The organism is Candidatus Latescibacterota bacterium, from assembly GCA_020633725.1.
Taxonomy (GTDB): domain Bacteria; phylum Krumholzibacteriota; class Krumholzibacteriia; order JACNKJ01; family JACNKJ01; genus VGXI01.
This window is the reverse complement of record JACKDC010000001.1, coordinates 528,380-544,181: the sequence shown is the minus strand read 5'-3', so window position 1 is coordinate 544,181 and position 15,802 is coordinate 528,380. Positions and strand designations below refer to the sequence as shown.

At 74.3% G+C, this 15,802-nt stretch carries 11 protein-coding genes; 6 read left to right on the top strand and 5 right to left on the bottom strand.

Translation table 11 applies throughout. The annotated features are described in order from the left end of the window. Positions 1–74: 74 nt before the first annotated feature. Positions 75–1,553 carry a hypothetical protein gene (locus H6693_02330; protein ID MCB9515011.1) on the top strand — a complete coding sequence of 493 codons (1,479 nt, stop codon included), beginning with the start codon at positions 75–77 and terminating at the stop codon, positions 1,551–1,553. Here H6693_02330 and H6693_02325 read toward each other — a convergent pair. Next, a complete protein-coding gene (locus H6693_02325; protein MCB9515010.1) occupies positions 1,550–2,677 on the bottom strand; it encodes a DegT/DnrJ/EryC1/StrS family aminotransferase in 1,128 nt (375 codons plus the stop codon). The two genes, H6693_02330 and H6693_02325, sit on opposite strands and share 4 nt — an antisense overlap. Before the next feature lie 134 nt (positions 2,678–2,811). On the opposite strand from H6693_02325, the gene H6693_02320 reads away from it, so the two are divergent. Genes H6693_02320 through H6693_02310 form a run of 3 tightly spaced genes read left to right on the top strand, consistent with a single transcriptional unit; the run spans position 2,812 to position 10,203 of the window. Beyond that, entirely contained in the window at positions 2,812–4,257 is a 1,446-nt protein-coding gene (locus tag H6693_02320; protein MCB9515009.1) for a hypothetical protein, read from the top strand. A gap of 14 nt (positions 4,258–4,271) precedes the next feature. Further along, entirely contained in the window at positions 4,272–9,287 is a 5,016-nt protein-coding gene (locus H6693_02315; GenBank protein MCB9515008.1) for a carboxypeptidase regulatory-like domain-containing protein, read from the top strand. A 10-nt stretch (positions 9,288–9,297) separates the two neighbouring features. After that, positions 9,298–10,203: a hypothetical protein gene (locus H6693_02310; protein ID MCB9515007.1), complete on the top strand. Its 906-nt coding sequence runs from the start codon at positions 9,298–9,300 to the stop codon at positions 10,201–10,203. A 4-nt stretch (positions 10,204–10,207) separates the two neighbouring features. Here H6693_02310 and H6693_02305 read toward each other — a convergent pair whose 3' ends face one another. Further along, on the bottom strand, positions 10,208–10,969 hold the full coding sequence (locus tag H6693_02305) for an SIMPL domain-containing protein (protein MCB9515006.1): 762 nt from the start codon (positions 10,967–10,969) through the stop codon (positions 10,208–10,210). A 104-nt stretch (positions 10,970–11,073) separates the two neighbouring features. Between H6693_02305 and H6693_02300 the strand changes: the two genes are divergently transcribed. After that, positions 11,074–11,706 (top strand): YigZ family protein, encoded by a 633-nt coding sequence (locus H6693_02300; protein MCB9515005.1) that lies wholly within the window; start codon positions 11,074–11,076, stop codon positions 11,704–11,706. On the opposite strand, the gene H6693_02295 is transcribed toward H6693_02300, so the two are convergent. Then, positions 11,698–12,801, bottom strand: coding sequence for a hypothetical protein (locus H6693_02295; GenBank protein ID MCB9515004.1), 1,104 nt, complete (start codon positions 12,799–12,801; stop codon positions 11,698–11,700). The two genes, H6693_02300 and H6693_02295, sit on opposite strands and share 9 nt — an antisense overlap. A gap of 181 nt (positions 12,802–12,982) precedes the next feature. Here H6693_02295 and H6693_02290 point away from each other — a divergent pair, with 181 nt between their 5' ends. Continuing rightward, positions 12,983–14,374 carry a M28 family peptidase gene (locus H6693_02290; protein ID MCB9515003.1) on the top strand — a complete coding sequence of 464 codons (1,392 nt, stop codon included), beginning with the start codon at positions 12,983–12,985 and terminating at the stop codon, positions 14,372–14,374. 6 nt (positions 14,375–14,380) lie between these two features. Here H6693_02290 and H6693_02285 read toward each other — a convergent pair whose 3' ends face one another. Then, entirely contained in the window at positions 14,381–15,181 is an 801-nt protein-coding gene (locus H6693_02285) for a hypothetical protein (GenBank protein ID MCB9515002.1), read from the bottom strand. After that, positions 15,178–15,732 carry an HNH endonuclease gene (locus tag H6693_02280; protein MCB9515001.1) on the bottom strand — a complete coding sequence of 185 codons (555 nt, stop codon included), beginning with the start codon at positions 15,730–15,732 and terminating at the stop codon, positions 15,178–15,180. The genes H6693_02285 and H6693_02280 overlap by 4 nt, the downstream gene beginning before the upstream one ends. Positions 15,733–15,802 lie beyond the last annotated feature (70 nt).

The following is a 15,802-nucleotide window of genomic DNA, read 5'->3' as shown; positions in this document are numbered from 1 at the left end:
AACGTGCCGCGGTGAACGGCGCTACCGGCGACGCCCGTGGCGCGGCGTTTCCTTCGCTTCCCCCTGGAGCCTCGATGCCGGCCGAACTGGTGGCCAACGACAGCACCGTCCTCACCCGGACGCCCGACGCCGAGGAGCGCGCCCTCGCGGACGCCCTCGACCGCTGGGCGCCCGGCGCGCCCGCCTTCGACGGCCCGCTCGCCGGCATCGCCGACGAGGCGCATCCCCGCCGACGTCGCGACGCGCTCTGGACCCTGCTCGCCGAACAGGAGCGCGGCACGCGGCAGCGCCTGCTCGAGGCCATCATCGGCGCGGCCTATCGGGAAGACCCCGCCGGCCTGCGCCTGCTCTTCAGCTTCCTCTGCGGACGCCCCCGCAGCGTGCTCTACCCCGAGCGCGTCGCCACGCTGCGGCACCTGGACCGGCTGGGCCGGCGACTGCTCCTCGTCACCGCGCCCGCGAGCGACGAGGAGACCGCCTGGCTCGCGGAACTACTCGCCATCGTGGAGCCCATGGGCCCGCCCGAGCAGTTCCAGTCCTCGCTCGCCGGCCCGCGCGACGCCCTGAGCGCACTGCTCGCCGCCCCGGAGGGCATGCCCCATCCTCTGCCCGACGCGCTCGCCCGGCTGCTGCTGCTCGAAGGCCGCGCGGCCAGCCTGCGCGGCGCGCGGCTCGTCGACCAGGTCGGAGACTACGACCCCGCCGCCCTCGCCCGCCTGCTGCCGCTGGTCGTCGCCCTCGACGAGTGGCAGGGCGACCTCCAGGCGCTCGTCGAGCGCGGCGCGCGCGGCTTCAAGCATCCCCTCGAGCAGTACCTCGGCGAGGAGGAGCTCGTGGGCTGGCGCCACGCGCTGAACAAGGGCGAATCGCTTCCCTCGCAGCTGCTCTCCGGCTGGGTGAACTGGATGAGCAGCACGGAACTCGTCGGCGACGAACCCACGGCCTGGGTGGGCCTCCTGCGCACGCTCGGCGGCCGCCGCTACCGCAAGACGCTCCACGCGGCGCTGCTCCTGCCCCTGCGCTGGCGTCAACGGCGCCTGGGCCTGGGCGAACGCCCCCCGCGGACGCTCTTCCGCGCCAGCGCCGTGAGCGAGTCCGAGGGGCTGTACTGGGTCGACCTCGACGCGCTGCTCTGGTCCGAGTGGGTCAGCCCCGACGGCTGCCCCATGAGTCCCGAAGGCTGGCGCGACGAGGGCTCGCCGCTGCTCATGCTGCGCAGCCGGCTGCAGGACGACGCGTTCTGCGAGCGCATCCTCGACAACGAGCAGTGGAGCCAGCGTCACGGCGTGGTGGAGGCCATCGCGCGCGGCAGCCGCAGCCTGAAGGTGCTGCTGCGCATCGCGCGCGAGCGGCGTCTGCACAGCGGCGCGGCCTGCCGCGGCGTGCCCCTGGCGCTGCTCGAGAACCCCACGGGCATCCCGCTCAGCGCGCTGCGCACCTTCCTCGGGCCGCGCTACATCTCACGGCACGACTTCACGCGCCTCGCGCGCGGCAGCTCGGGCGTGCGGCAGGAGATCGTCCACGAGGCCCGTCAGCTGCAGAAGCACAACTAGCGCGCGTAGAACTCCGCCAGCGCGTCCAGCACGGCGTCCTGCCGCTCCTCTCCCAGCTCCGGATAGATGGGCAGGCTGACGACCTCCGCCGACAGGCGTTCGGTCATCGGCAGCGCCCGCGCGACGCCGGGCAGATCCGCGAAGCAGGGCTGGCGGTGCAGGGGCACGGGATAGTAGATCGCCGCGCCGATGCCGGCCGCCTGCAGGTGCGCCAGGAGCGCGTCGCGCCGCTCGGCCCGCAGCGTGAACTGATGGAAGACGTGCTCCTCGCCCACCGGCAGGGCCGGCGCGCGCAGGACGTCCGCCAGCCCGCGCGCGGCGATGCCCTCGGCGTAGCGCGCCGCCAGCGCGCGCCGTGCGCGATTCCAGCCGTCGAGGTGCGGCAGCTTCGCGTGGAGCACCGCGGCCTGCAGGGCGTCGAGCCGCCCGTTCACGCCGACTTCCGCGTGGTGATAGCGCTGCGTCTCGCCGTGATTGCGGTAGCGGCGCGCGCGCTCCAGCAGCGCGGGATCGGGGCTGGTGAAGAGGCCGCCGTCGCCCGCGCCGCCGAGGTTCTTGCTGGGGAAGAAGCTGAAAGCCGCGGCGTGGCCCAGACTGCCGCTGGCCCCCAGCGCGTCGCGCGAGCCCACGGACTGCGCCGCGTCCTCGATGAGCGCGAGCCCGTGCTCCTCGGCCAGCGCGCGCCAGGGCCGCCAGTCCATCTGACGTCCATAGAGGTGCACGCCGATCGCCGCTCGCGTGCGCGGAGTCAGGACGCGCCGCGCGTCGTCCGGGTCCATGAGGAAATGCTCGTCCACGTCCACGAAGACGGGCGTCGCCCCGCGCTGCGCCACGGCGCCCGCGGTGGCGAAGAAGGTGAAGGCGGGCAGCAGCACCTCGTCGCCCGGGCCCACGTCGAGCACGGCCAGCGCGATGCGCAGCGCCTCGCTGCCGCTGGAGATGCCCACCGCTCCCGGCACGCCGAGGTAATCGGCCATGGCCGCCTCGAAGTCCGCCACGGCCGCGCCGAGGATGAAGCTCTGCGACTCGAAGAGCGCATCCACCCGGGCGCGGATGTCGTCGCGCAACGCGGCGTACTGGGCGGGCAGGTCGAGCTGAGGCACCTTCGTCACGACATCCTCCATCGTGGGCAGGAAGCGGGCAGTCTAGCACCCGCTGCGCCCTCGGGCGAGCGCTCGCCGCGGGGCTGCAAGAAAACTTGCCACAAACTTGCAATAGAACGGGCGACGGACGCCTGCGCACGAGGAGGGAGCCTTCCGTGAACACCCCACGCTGGATGATCGACGCCCCACGCTTCCTCGTCGTGGCCGCCCTCGCGCTGGGCCTGCCGCGCCTCGCCAGCGGGCAAGATGACGATTCTCTTGCAAAAATCCAACACTTCGAAGGCGGCCAGCTCGCCCTGACCATGGGCGCGACCAGCGTCGCGCTGCTGGGCCCGGGCGTGGCGGGACTGCAGACCACCGTCGCGCCCATCTACCCCGGACCGGGACGACAGCTCCACAACCCGGCGCTGCTGGGCCTCGTGGGACGTCCCCTGCTGTCCGCGGATCTCGGCCCCCGCCTCGGCCTCGACCTCGGCGGCATGCTCGGCCTCGACGACGAGCTCGTGTCGCGCACGGACGATCTGCTGGAGGACCACCTGGCCGACGGCGGCACGCTGGTGGCCTCGACGGCCGACGCCAGCGTCTTCCACCCCGGGGGCCTCGGGACCGCAGCACTGATCCTGCCGCTACCCGCGGGTACAGCGTCGTTCACGATTGACGCGCCCTTCGCCCTCGACCTCGATCTGCTCGCCACGGGCCTGCAGGCCTGGGCGGACATCGAGAAGACGCTCGGCGACCAGACGGAGACGGTGCTCCTGCGCGCGGACCTCGACCTCAGCGCGCGCCTGCGGCTGCGCGCCCGCCGCTACAGCGTGGCGATGGGCCTGCGGCCGCTGCCGGATCTCAGCGTCGGCGTCGGCGTGGACTGGCTCGCTTACCGCGCGCAGGTCGACGGCCTCGCCGACACCGAGGGCATCATGTCCACCGGCGGTCGCGAGTTCAGCTTCGGCGACCCGAACGACGCCTGGGAGAACTCCCTCGACCAGAGCGTGCACGGCGACTACGCCGGCCACGGCTGGACCCTGCGGCTGGGCGCGGGCTGGCGCCCGGTGCCGCGCCTGGCGCTCGGCCTGGTGCTGCAGGCCAGCCCGCCCGTGGAGCTGCCCGGCAGCGCGGAGCTCTCGCTGCGGCGGCTGGTGGCCTACGCCGACGGCGGCATCGACCCGGCGCAGCTGTCGCTGTCGCAGCCCACGCGCACCGAGGCGGTGGACTCCCCCGTGGACGACCGCTTCCGCCTCGCCCTGCCCGGCAGCCTCGGCCTCGGCGCCGCGAGCTTCCTGGGCCCGGTGAGTCTGAGCCTCGACGGCAGCGTCTTCTGGGGCGACGGCAGCCTGCGCTACCTGGACACCGAACTCGCCCTGCGCCCGCGGGGCCTGCTGAAGGCGGGCGTCTACTCGGGGCCCGCCTCCCTGTCGCTGGGCGTGCTGCTCGCGTCGCCGCGCGTGGTCTTCGATGGCGAGACGCACGCGTCGGGCCTGCTGCCGCTGCCCATGCTGACCCTGGGCGGCGGCGCGCGCGTGGGCGAGCGCCTGCGCCTGGACGCCATGCTCAGCGCCGCCCCGCTGCCGTCGCTGCGACTCAGCGGAACCCTGCTGCTCTGATCCGGGAGAGGACGATGACCCGCCGCCACGCAACGCTCTTCTTCATCGCCCTGCTGGCGCCCTGCGCCGCGCTGGCCGGCGTGGGCGACGTCCATCCCACGCAGATCCCGGGCGGCCTCACCGCGCTCGGCGACACGCTCTCCCTCCGCTGGGCCGAGCCGCTGGACTGCCAGCTCGAGCTGGGGCCCACGCCAGAGAACCTGCTGCCCCTCGACGGCGCCGCCGGCGGCCCCGGCGCGCTGGACTTCGTCCCCGACAGTCTCGGCCTCATGCCCGGCGCGTGGACCGCGCGGCTCGTCAGCCTGGTGAACGCCGCCGACACCAGCCTGCCCTTTCCGCTCTTCATCGAGGCCGACCAGGCCCCGCTGATGCTCTCGCCGGCCAACGGCGACACCGTGCCGGGCGGGGGCGTCACCCTGCGCTGGGAGCCGGTGCTGGGCGTGCCCTACTACCACGTGCTGTTCAGCGACCAGGAGATCCTCATCGAGGAGGACGAGAACGGCGATCCCGTGATCGCCGGCGCGGCGATCGTGTGGCAGGCGATCACGCCGTCGACGAGCATCGCCTACGGCGACGTGGACCCCTCGGGCTTCTTCACCGGCATGAACGGCAACGCCGCGCCGCTGGTGCCCGGGCCCACCTACAACTGGCTCGTCCTGAACAACTACGGCAACAACCCGGCGCTCTCGAGCACGCGCCAGGCCGGCGTGAGCGCCTTCAACGTGGATGGCGGCAGCGCCCTCGACGCACCCGTCCTCCTCGCCCCCGCCGAGGGCGATACGCTGCAGAGCGACTCCGTGGTTTTCAACTGGTCCGCCGTCGACGGCGCGAGCCACTACCAGTTCGTGCTCAGCCGCATCGTCGACGAGGACGGCAACGAGGGTGCGGTGGGCGTCTTCGATCAGGTGACGGGCCAGACGTCGCTCGAGCTGCCCGCGTCCAGCCTGCTGGTCGACTCGCGCTACCGCTGGAAGGTCTACGCGCTGGACGAGAGCGGCCAGGGCACCGCCAGCGCGCCCCGCGAGTTCGTCTACGTGGTGGCCTCGGGGCGTCTCAAGATCCGCACGCGCGACGACAACGGCGACGTCCTCGCCTACGTGCAGGTGCTGCTCACGCCCCTGGGCGGCGGCGGCAGCGCGCTTCCCGTGGTCACCGGTTCGAGCGGCGGCTGGGACGACGACCTCAGTCCCGGCGCCTACCTGCTCGAAGCCTCCTTCGACGGCCACGAGGACGCGAGCGCGCAGGCCGAGGTGATCGAGGACTCGCTGCGCACCGTCACGCTCGTGCTGCCGCCCAGTCCCGCCACGCTGGCCGGCACCGTTCGCGATCTGCAATCCCAGCCCGTCGCCTACGCCGTGGTGAGCGCGCGCGACACGCTCACGGGCGAGCTGCGCCAGGTGGACGCGGGCGGCGGCGGCGGCTTCCAGCTCGGCGTCACGCCCGGCGTCTGGCGGCTCAAGGCCACCCGCAGCGGCTACCACGCCGCCGACAGCCTGCTGGTGACGGCCCAGCCCGGCGCCTATCAGACGCTGCCCGCGCCGCTGCACGTCGAGCCCAACAGTTGCACGCTGGCCGGCGCCGCGCTGAACGCCAGCGGCGCGCCGGTGGTGTCGGCCACGGTCACGCTCGCCCGCGACGGCGAGAGCCTGCAGGCCTTCACCGGCAGCGACGGGCAGTTCCAGTTCAACCTCGACGCCGGCCTGTGGACGCTCACGGCCGCCAAGCCCGGCTACGTCTCGCCGGCGCCGCGCACGCTCAGCTTCGCCCCGGGGCAGGACCTCGCCCTCGATCCCCCGCTCACGCTCAGCGCCCAGGCGGCCATCCTCAACGGCTTCGTGCAGGCGGGCGGCGGCATGGTGGGCGGCGCGACCGTCACGGCCACCCCCAGCGCCGGCTATCCCCAGACCGCGCTCAGCGGCAGCCAGGGCGCCTGGCAGCTCTCCCTCGCGCCCGGCACCTGGACCCTGCGCGCGAGCAAGGCCGGCTACAGCCCCGGCCCCCCGCTGCAGCTCACCCTCGCGCCCGGCGGCGGCCAGAGCGGCCTCGTGCTGACGCTCAGCCCCAACCCCTGCAGCGTGTCGGGACAGGTCAGCGACGGCGCCGCCCCCCTGGCGGGCGCCACCGTCACCGGCGGCGGCGCGAGCGCTGGCAGCCTCTGGGACGGCAGCTACACGCTCACCTTGCCCGCGGGCACGCAGCTGCTCCAGGCGAGCAAGACCGGCTACAGCGGCGCGCAGCAGACGCTCGAGCTCGCGCCCGGACAGCAACTCACGGGCGTGGACTTCGTCCTCGCGCCGGGCGCCGCCACGGTCAGCGGACAGGTGCTGTCCGAGGGGCTGCCCGTGGCCGGCGCCACCGTCTGGCTCCGCGGCGACACGGATTCCCTCGCGCAGCTGAGCGGGCCGTCCGGCGGCTTCAGCCTCAGCGCCCCGCCGGGCGCCTACCTGCTCGGCGCGACGAAGGCGGCCATGCTGGGCGACGGCCCCGTCGCCCTCACCCTCGCCCCCGGCCAGAGCCTGCCCGGGCAGCTGCTCACGCTCACCCCCGCCGGCGCGCGGCTGTCCGGCACGGTGACGGCCGACGGCGCGCCCCTGCCCGCCGCGCAGCTGCGGGCCGTCTCGGCGCTGGGCGAGGCCAGCACGGGCTGCGATCCCAGCGGCGGCTGGTCGCTGCTGCTCGACGGCGGCGCGGACTGGACCGTCACCGCCTCGCGCAGCGGCTATGGCAGCGTGAGCGCCGCGACCGGCGTGCTGGCCGACGGCGCCACCTGGCAGCACGATTTCGCGCTGACGCCCCAGCCGGCGCAGCTCAGCGGCCGCGTGCGCGACGACGAAGGCCTGGACGTCGCCGGCGCGCTCCTGCGCCTCGACGCCGGCGCCGACAGCCTGACCGTCGCCACCGACGGCAGCGGCCGCTACGCCATCTCGCTCGCCCCCGGCGACTGGACGCTCTCGCTCGCGCCCGCCGGCTTTGCGCCGTACAGCGCCGTGCTGACGCTTCCCGTCGGCAGCACCGTCCACAATCCCGTCCTCGAGACCCGCTTCGCGCGCCTGGACGGCACCGTCGCGGACGCCGACGGCGCCCCGCTCGGCGGCGTCACGCTCACCGTGAGCGGCGCGGCCTCCGGCAGCGCCCTGAGCGGCGCGGACGGCGCCTTCCACTTCCCCCGCCTGCTCGCCGGCGCCTCCACGCTCAAGGCCCAGAAGTCGGGCTTCGCCGTTGCCCAGGAGCCGCTGCTCCTCGCCGAGGACGAGACGGCGGCGCTGGACCTCGTCCTCACGGCGCACACCGGCACGCTCTCGGGCGCCGTGCGCGGCGACGGCGACTCTCCCCTGGCCGGCGCCAGCGTCCAGCTGCGCGCGGGCGGCCAGCTCGTGGCGCAGGCCCTCACCGACGGCGACGGCCTCTTCGCCGTCTCCGGCCTCGATCTCGCGCAGGCGCTCTCGGTCAGCGCGAGCCTGGCCGGGCACTCGGCCGTCTCCACGAATCCGCTGCTGAACGTCCTGCCGCCGGCCGCGGGCCTGCTGTTCCAGCTCGCGCCCGACGACGGCGTCATCCGCGGACGGCTGACGGACGCCGACAGCGGCGTGCCCGTCGCCGGCGCGCTCGTGATCGTGGACGACGGCGCGGGCTACCACGGGGAGGCCCTGAGCGACGCCGCGGGCGACTTCGTCGCCGCGGGCCTGCGGCGCGCCTCCGTCTACTCGCTCGTGGCGGACGCCGCCGGCTGGGCGCCGCTCGCGCTCGACGCGGTGAGTCCGGACGGGGCGCCGCTCGCGCTCGCGCTCACGTCCGCGCCGGCGAGCATCTACGGCACGCTCTACGGCGGACGCGAACCGGGCAGTCCCCTGCCGGCCGGCTCGCGCCTGCGCGGCGTGGCCGGGAGCGGCGGCGTGGACGTGAGCGTCGCCGTGGACGCCCTCGGCGCCTACAGCCTCGGCGCGCTGCCGCCGGGCAGCTACACGCTCGTGCTGCGCGCGGACGGCTACCTGAGCGAGCCGCGCCAGCAGATCGTGCAGGTCGGCGAGGGCCAGGCGGCGGGTCCCTACGACTTCGAGCTCGTCGAGACCTCACTCGCCAGCCTCGAGATCAGCGGCGTCGACGAGCTCGACAACGACGGCAGCGCCATCTTCCGCGGCGCGCAGCTCAGCGCCGACGGCGAGCAGCTCGACTACCCGCTGGCCTGGACCGTCGAGCCGGCCAACGCCGGCACGCTGGACGCGGCCACCGGCCGCTTCACGCCCCGCGCCGACTTCCTCGGCACGGTGACGCTCGGCGCACGGCATCTCGCCTCGGGGCTCAGCGCCACGCGCGCGCTCAGCGTGACCGCCCGCGTGTCGCCGGACAGCGCCCGCGTCCTCGACGACGGCAACGGCGTCTCGATCAGCCTCCCCGCCGGCGCCCTCGCCCAGACCACCCGCCTGTCCATGCGGCGCCGCACGCCGGGCCCCCTGCGCCGGCGCGCCGGCAGCTTCCGGGTGGAGGGCGAGCTCTACCGCTTCCTGCCCGACGGTCTCGCCTTCGGCGTCGACACCCCGGCCACGCTGACGCTGCCCATCCCCAATCCGCTCTTCAACCAGCGCCTCGCCATGGGCTGGTGGGACGCCGAGGCCCTCCGCTGGGAGGCCATGCTGGCGAACAAGGGCAGCGCCGGCCTGTCGCGCAGCCTCGCGCACTTCTCGGAGTACGCGCTGCTCGTGGCGAACACGCCGCTCGGCGTCGCGGACGCCGCCTTCAGCGCGAACCCCTTCAGTCCCGCGCTGGGTCCCGTCCAGCTCAGCTTCGTCCTGAGCAGCCAGGCCATGGCCGCGCCGCTGGTGGACCTGACCGTCTACAACCTGCTCGGCGATCCCGTGCGCACGCTGCTGCGCCACGAGGCGCTGGAGGTGGGCGTGGCGCAGGTCGTGTCCTGGGACGGCCTCACCGACGCGGGCGAGCTGGCCCGCAACGGGCGCTACCTGCTGCGTCTCGTCGTGGACGACGGCCGGGACCGCGCCGAACGCATCCTGCAACTCGTGCTCATCAAGTAGGAGAGACGCCATGCGCCGACACCGCCTGACCCTTTCCCTCGCGCTCGCCGCCGGACTCGCGCTGCCCGGCGCGGCGCGCGCGGGGCAGAGCGCGATTCCCGCCGCGTTCGCGGATCCGGGACTGGGCGGACGCGTCATGGCCATGGGCGGCGCCGGCGTGGCTGCGGATGGCCGGGCCACCGACCTCGCCTGGAATCCAGCCGGCCTCACCGCGCTCGCGGGGACGTCCCTCTGGGCCATGCAGGGCGACCAGTTCGGCCTCGTGCCCTCGACGGTGCTGGGCGGCGCGCGCCCCTGGGGCGAAGGGCGCGGCGTGGCCGCCGCGCTGCTGTCGGGCGGAGACGCCCTGCTGCGCGAGAACACGCTCCTCGTCGCGCTCGGACAGAGCCTGGGTCCACTGGCCCTCGGCGCGACGCTCCGGCTGCGCCACGCGTCCTTCGGCCCCGAGTCCGGCGGCGACGGCGTCGACGGCAGCGCCTACGGCGCCGGCCTCGATCTCGGCGTCGTGATCCGCCAGGGACCCTACCGCTACGGCCTCGTCCTCGACGAGGCCCTCAGCGACCTGCGCTGGAGCAGCTCCGGCCTCGGCGACTACCACGAGGGCGTCCCCCCCACGCTGCGCGCGGGCCTCGGCCTCGACGCCGCGCCCTTCAGCCTGGCCGTCGACCTGGAGCTCGCGCTGGAGAGCGAACGTGCGCACAAGGCGGCGCTGGGCCTGGAGTGGCGAGTGCATCCCGTGCTGGCGCTGCGCGGTGGAATGAGCCAGCGGCTCGACACCGAGGAGCTGCGCTTCCTCACGCTGGGGGCGGGTCTGGGGAAGGATCTCGAGGGTGGACGTCGCCTGCAGCTCGACAGCGCCTACAGCTTCCACGACCTGGGCGGCAGCCTGCGCGTGGAAGTGAGCCTCGGGCTCTGAAGCGTCACTCCAGCTCGAACTCGAAGGTGCTGACCACGCGGATGGTCTTCGTCGGCGTGCTGGTGGGGCTGTAGGGCGAGGACTCGTTGTTGCCGTCGCTCCCGAAGATCTGGATCGAGCCCTGGTTCGCGTCGCGGATGCGCCCGACGCGCGTGCTCGCGTCGTCCGCGAAGCGCTGCGCGGTCTCGCGCGCGTTCCTGGTCGCCGCCGCGAGGAGCGTGGGGCGCAGTTCGTTGAAGCTGCTGAGCAGGTAGCGCGGATTCGCCCCGCTGCTCGCGTCGCCGTCGAGGAGGACGCCGGCGCTGAGGAGCGTCTCCGTGCGGCCGATGGCCTGGGTCACGCGGTCCACCTGCTGCGTGTCCACGCGCACCGCGCTCGTGGCCACGTAGCGATAGGCGCCGACGTCGCTGGTCTCGCCGTACTCGCGCGCGAGCTTGTCCACGGTGCGGATGGGCTGGCGCGTGATCTCGTCGTCGGTGAAGCCCTGCGCGTGCAGGAACTCCACGGCGGCCTGCCGGTCGGCCTCCAGCTGCCGCTGCACGGACTCCGGCTGCGAGCCGGCGCGGCGAAAGTTCAGGGACCAGAGCGCCCGATCGGCCTTCGCCTCCTGCTCCACCAGGCCCTTCACCGTGACGGTCCGCGTCGCCGCGCCCTGGTGGCGCAGCCCCTCGCCCACGGCGTAGCCCGCCAGGGCCAGGCCCGCGACGAGGCACAGCCCCAGCAGGAGGGCGGAACCGAGCGAGAGGGAGCGGGGCGTGGCGTCCATGGCGAACCTCCGGCGTGCTGCGCGGAGGCTAGCCCAATGCCGCGGACGGGTCAACGCCCGGGCGCGGCCTGGACCTCCCCGCCTTCGCGTGCTAGACCCGGCCCATGCACCCGGACGCCTACGCCATTCTCGCCGGCGGCGCCAGCGCCGAAGCCAGGATCAAGGGCTCGCGCTTCCTGGCCCTCTGCGCGCCCGTCGTCGACGAGGCCGCCGCCCACGCCCTGCGCGAACGCACGGCGGCCGGGCATCCGGACGCCAGTCACCTCTGCTGGGCGCTGCGCCTGGGACGTCCGGAGAGCGCCCGCGCGCTCAACAGCGACGACGGCGAACCCGGCGGCAGCGCCGGGGCGCCCATCGCCCGCGCGCTCGAGAGCGCCGGCGTCTCGGACGCGCTCTGCATGGTGCTGCGCTGGTTCGGCGGCACGAAGCTCGGTGTCGGCGGACTGGTGCGCGCCTACGGCGGCGTCGCCCGCGAGGCGCTGGCCGCCGCGCCGCGCGACGAGCGGCTGGCGCTGCTGCTGCTCGAGGGGAGCTTCGACTACGCCCACGAGGGCGCGCTGCGGGCGCTGCTCGCGGCGGGGGAGGGACGGGTCGTCACCCAGCGGCGCGACGCGCGCGTGCACTGGCGGCTGGCCCTGCCGCCATCGGCGCTGGGAGACTTCAACGCAAAGGCCGCGGATCTCGTCCGCGGCCCTTCGCCGTTCACGCAGCTCGAGGAGGACGGGACCTCACTGTAGCAGGCTGCTGTCCACCAGGTAGTCGTACTGGAGCAGGTCCGGGCTGAAGACGATCTCGTCCAGGGCCTGGTCCCCCACCACCACGACCTTGTCCAGATCGCGCGACGTGACCACGACCACGGGTCCGAGGTCAGGCGCCAGGAGCAGGAGGCCGAGATCCCGGCGCGCGGTGCCCATCGCGGCGCGCGCGGGGATGTACTCGTCCGGGATCGCGCTCTCGCCGGGGGCCGTGTTCGGATCCCGCTGGTTGCTGAGGAAGATGTCCGCCTCGAGGCTGAGGCGCACCCAGCGGCACCGGGGGTAGCTGACGCCCTTGAGCTCGGGGAAGAGCGAGTCCGCCTCGGCCCCGAGGTCCGAGTAGGCGAAGGTCTCCTCGGCCAGAACCTCGCCCACGAGCCGGACGGCGCTGATGCCGTCGAGGTAGGTGTCGTGGTCCACGTCCGAGGGATCCCAGAGCACGTTGCCCGGCTGGCCTTCGCCCTGGTAGAGCCGGCGGGTGTAGTCGAAGCCGAGCGCGTGGTTGAGCAGGACCTTCCCCTGCTCGTCGCCGCCGTAGTCCACGCCCATGCTGCTGTCGGCGTAGGTGGCGAGCTGCTGCGACCAGCGGAGCTGCCCGAAGCGCACCCAAGGATAGGGCGCGCCCTCGAGGAAGACGAAGCTGCTGTCCGTGGCGGCGAGGGTGTCCTCGCCGGCGAGCGAGTACCCTCCGGCCACGCTGTTCAGATAGACGCTCAGCGAGTGCCGCAGGACGCCGCCGCCGTCGGGCGCGCTGGTCGCGGTCCCCGTGAGGATGAGATCGGCCAGCCCGCCACCGCTGCTGCATTCCCAGCGCGTGTAGGCCGAGGGCAGGTCGGGGTTGTAGTAGTCGAGCGTCGTGTCGGGGCTGAAGACGCCGGTCTCGCGGCGCACGAAGCTCCACCACTCGCCCGGGGCCAGCGGCAGGTAGTTCGCCGTGAGCGGACTCAGCGTCGAGCCACCGGGCCCGGCGGGATTGGAGCTGTCGTCCGAGCAGGCTCCCAGGAAGAGAGACAGGACGGTCGTCGCCGCCAAGGTGGCGAGCCACCCGACTCGCCGGGGCGTTGCGCTGGGCCTCATCGTCGTCCACCTCGCGGTGAATGGGCGCGCGGAAATCCGCGCCGTTGCGTCGGTTCCGGAATCGTGGGGACCTGGGGAGTTTAGGGAATGCCGCCTGCACGGGCAAGGGGATTTTTCCCGGCTTGCGGCGTAGAGGGCCCCTGGGTTACGGCTAGGGAACCCCAACCCGGAGAGCCACGCAATGCCGCGACGTCAGCTTCTCGTCCCCCTCGCCCTCGCGCTCCTCGCGGGCGCGCCGTCCGCCCTCCCCGCCGCCAGCGCCGGGCGGGCCGCCAGCGCTGACACCCTGCGACTGCACGAGGACGTCTTCGCCCTCGCCTCCGAGGACTGCGCCGGGCGCCGCGCCGGGACGCCCGGCAACGCCAGGGCGCGAGAGTACCTGCTCTCCCGGCTGGCGTCCCTCGGGCTGGAGCCTCTCCCCGGCGCCGACGGCCTGACCCAGCCCTTCGCCGTGGTCGGCGTGGAGCTGGACAGCCTGCGCGGCGCGCTGGGCACGCCGGCCGGCGCGCAGGTGCCGCTGCAGCTCAGCGTCGCCTCGCCCTTCCGCGCCAGCGCGTCGCCCCGCGTCGTGGCCTGGCCCAAGGGAGAGCCGGCGCCCGCCTGCGGCGCGCCCACCCTGCTGATCCGGTTGGGGCCCGCCGGCCGCGGCGAGGAGTTCTCGCCCAGTTCGCTCGAGCTGGAGGCGGAGGCGGCCGGCGCGGAGGGCGTCGTGCTGGTGCCCGATCCCGCCGACAGCACCGGCCTCTTCGGCCACTACCTCGCGCGCACGCGCTCGCGCGACCCGCGCCTCTACGCCCTGGCCGGCGCGCCGCCCACGGGGGTGCTCGCCTATGCGGACGGCCCCGGCGCCGAACTGCTCTACGGCATGGCGCTCTCGACTCCCGAGGGCTGGGGGCTGCGCCTGCCCGCGGGACGTCCGCTGGCGCTCGAGGGCGTGAACCTGGTGGGCCGCCTGCCCGGCGAGGAGCCGTCGACGCGCGTGCTGCTGCTCAGCGCTCACTACGATCACCTCGGCGTGACTCCCGAGGGCCTCTTCCCCGGCGCCGACGACAACGTCAGCGGCGTGGCCACCCTGCTCGAGACCCTGGAGCTCCTGCACGGCCAGCCCCACCGCGACGAGCTGCGCGTGCTGCTCGCCGACGGCGAGGAGCTGGGGCTGCTCGGCGCGCGCGCCTACCTGGCGGCGGAGGGCAAGCCGGACCGCGTCATCAACCTGGACTCCGTGGGACGCGCCGGCGTGGACAGCTACCGGAAGCTGCGCGATCCGTCCCTCGCCGATGCCCGGCTGATGATCCACTGGTCCAGCGACGCCGGGGCGCCGGGCGCCACGCGCCTCGATGCCGCGCTCGCGGCACGCGGGTTCGCCGTGCAGGCCGGCGACGGCCCCATGTTCGCGCGCGGCGGGGATCACTGGGTCTTCGCCGAGGCGGGCGTGCCGGCGGACTTCCTCTTCGGGGGCTTTCACGTGGACTACAACACGGTGAACGATCGGCCGGAGCGGCTGCTGCTCGACCGGCTGGGCCTGCTGGCCGAGGCGCTGGCGAGCTACTGCGACGAGTCGCTGGACCGCTAGCGCGATCTAGCGCGCCTTCGGCGCAGGCTCCCGGCCGGAGTCGACCCACTGCAGGAAGCGCAGCGGCAGCGCCAGGTCACCGCCCAGCGCGCGCAGCCCGCGGCTGCGGCAGGGCAGGAGTTCCACGCGACGACTGCCCTCCGGACCCGCGGCCAGCAGCGCGCGCACGCTCTCGAGCGAGACGCTGTCCTGATCGCAGGCCGTCAGCAGGAGCGGCTGCGGCGCCGCGTTCGCCGACGCGCGCAGGTCCGCCGTCGGCAGCGGCGAGACGAGCAGGCCGCCCGCGTAGCGCCGCGCCTGCGGCGCGCGCTCCGCGTCCTCGGCCAGCATCTCCAGCGCCAGCGCGCAGGCCTCCCCTTCCGCGATCAGCACCCACGGCCGCCCCTCGAGGCCCGGCTGGCGATCGGCGAAGCCGAGCACGGCCTCCAGGTCCCGCGCGATCAGCGCCCGCGCGGACGCGTTCCAGGCCGGCGCCGGGGACACGCGCCCGCGACGGCTGTTCACGCTGTCGCCCTCGCCGCGCAGGTCCGGCAGGAAGACCGCGGCGCCCGCGTCCTGCAGCCCGTAGCCGAGCGGCGCGAGCGCGTAGGACGACGCGCCCCGGTCATGCAGCAGGAGCACCAGCGGCTGCGCGGCGTCGAAGGCCCGGAAGTAGCTGCCGGCCAGGGCCAGCGAGTCTGCCGTCCAGAGCTGGAAGCGCACCAGGTCGGCGGTCTGGGCGCGCGCCAGCGGCGCGCAGAGCAGAAGCAGCGCGAGGACGAGGACCGCGCGAGGGGCCCGAAGGCGTGCGGGGGCGTCGTGGATCATCGCTGGTAGAGGTAGGCTTCCCAGCTCTGATGCATGGCGTCGCCGAGGAAGCGGCGGAAGAGCAGGGGCGGCAGCCAGCGCGGCTCCCGCGGCGTCGTCAGCAGGCGCATCCCGGCCTCGGCCGGCAGCCGGTTGCCCTTGCGATGGTTGCAGGCCGTGCAGCAGGTCACGCAGTTCTCCCAGTGGGTGGGTCCGCCCCGCGGGTACTCGGGGGTGCGCCGGCTCTTCGGCACGACGTGGTCGATGGTGAAGGGCCCCACGGCGCTCCCGCAGTACTGGCAGATGAACCGGTCGCGGGCGTAGAGGTTCCTGCGATTCAGCTGCACCCGCACCACGCGATAGACCCGGTGCGCGATGGCGATGAAGAGCCGGATGATCCGCGGCAGGCGCCACTCCGCCTGGGCCGACCGGATCACGAGGCCGGACTCCTCCACCGCCACGGCGCGCCCGCTCACCAGCAGGACCATCGCGCGCCGCGCGCTCACGATGTTGACGGGCTGGTAGCCCGCATCCAGGACGAGGACATGCTGTCCCAGGGCCCGCGCGTCCACGGCAACCTCTCCTCGCAGCGGGGCCGCCCCCGTGGCCGGAGACGGCCCATGCGAAAAGGTTGGGCGAGGG